This window comes from Rhizobacter sp. P2_H3 (assembly GCF_056403355.1).
Window position 1 is genome coordinate 1 of sequence record NZ_JBFUFQ010000484.1, and the last position, 1383, is coordinate 1383.

At 71.6% G+C, this 1383-nt stretch carries 1 protein-coding gene; it reads right to left on the reverse strand.

Features of this window, described 5'->3' with window-relative positions; all coding sequences use genetic code 11:
• On the reverse strand, positions 1–1383 hold a 1383-nt coding region (locus tag AC1D1T_RS32515; RefSeq protein WP_477993477.1), incomplete at both ends, for a PHA/PHB synthase family protein.

Here is a 1383-nt window from a genome sequence, read left to right on the forward strand (position 1 = left end):
GTGCCGTGGCGGTGCAGCCAGTCGCGCCAGGCCGGACACCAGGAGCCCTCGGTCACCGGCGTGTCGGCGAGCCACGCGTCGGCAACGACGCGCGGCGCGCCGGCGGCCAGCGTGCGCATCCGGTAGCTCGCCCGCGCGTTGCCGGGCGGGTTGACGATGCCCACGTTGTGGCCGCCGGCCGTCAGCACGAAGGTCTGGTCCGCGTCGCACAGCGACTGCAGCCGGTAGACCGAGCGCCACGGCGCGACGTGGTCCTGCAGCGTCGCGACGCTGAAGACCGGCACCCGGATGTCCATCAGGTTCACCGTGCGGCCCTCGACCTGCCATTCGCCGTGCGCCAGCGCGTTGTGCAGGTACAGCCCGCGCAGGTACTCGGCATGCATGCGCTCGGGCAGACGCGTGCCGTCGGCGTTCCAGGCCATCAGGTCGGTCATCGGCGCACGCTCGCCGAGCAGCAGCGCATGCACGCGGTACGACCACACCAGGTCGTTGGAGCGCAGCATCTGGAAGGTGCGCTTCATCTGCGCCTTGTCGAGGTAGCCCTGCGCCTGCATGCGCTGCTCGAGCGCCGCGACCTGTTCCTCGTCGATGAACAGACCCAGTTCGCCCGGCTCGGTGAAGTCGGTCTGCGACGCCAGCAGCGTGAGGCTCGCCAGCGAACCGTCGCGCTGCGCGCCCAGCAGCGCCGCGACCGACGCGAGCAGCGTGCCGCCGAGGCAGTAGCCGCAGGCATGCACGCGCCGGCCCGAGGCGATCGTGCGCACCGCCTGCAGCGCGTCCAGCACGCCGAGGCGCGCGTAGTCGTCCATGCCGAGATCGTGGTCCGCGGCGCCGGGGTTGTGCCACGAGATCGCGAACACCGTGAAGCCCTGGTCGACCAGGTACTTCACCAGCGAGTTCGCCGGCGACAGGTCGAGCACGTAGTACTTCATGATCCAGGCCGGCACCAGCAGCACCGGCTCGGCATGCACGCGCTGCGTCGACGGCACGTACTGGATCAGCTCCATCAGGCGGTTGCGCAGCACCACGCGGCCCGGCGTGACGGCCACCGCCCGCCCCGGCTCGAAGGCTTCGGCCCCGACCGGCGGTGCGTCCAGCCATTCGCGCCACGCGTCCTCGGCGACCTGCGACAGGCCGCGCAGCAGGTTGGCGCCGCCTTCACGCAGCGTGCGCTGCTGGACCACCGGGTTGCCCAGCACGAAGTTCGACGGTGCGAGCATGTCCAGCCATTGCCGTGCCGCGAACGCCACCATCTGCTCGTGGTGGTGCGTCACGCCCGGCACGCCGGTGGTGGCCTGCTGCCACCAGTGCTGCTGCAGCAGGAAGAGCTGCGCGAGCGCATGCCAGGGCTGCGCCTGCCAGGCCGGGTCGGCGAAGCGCCGG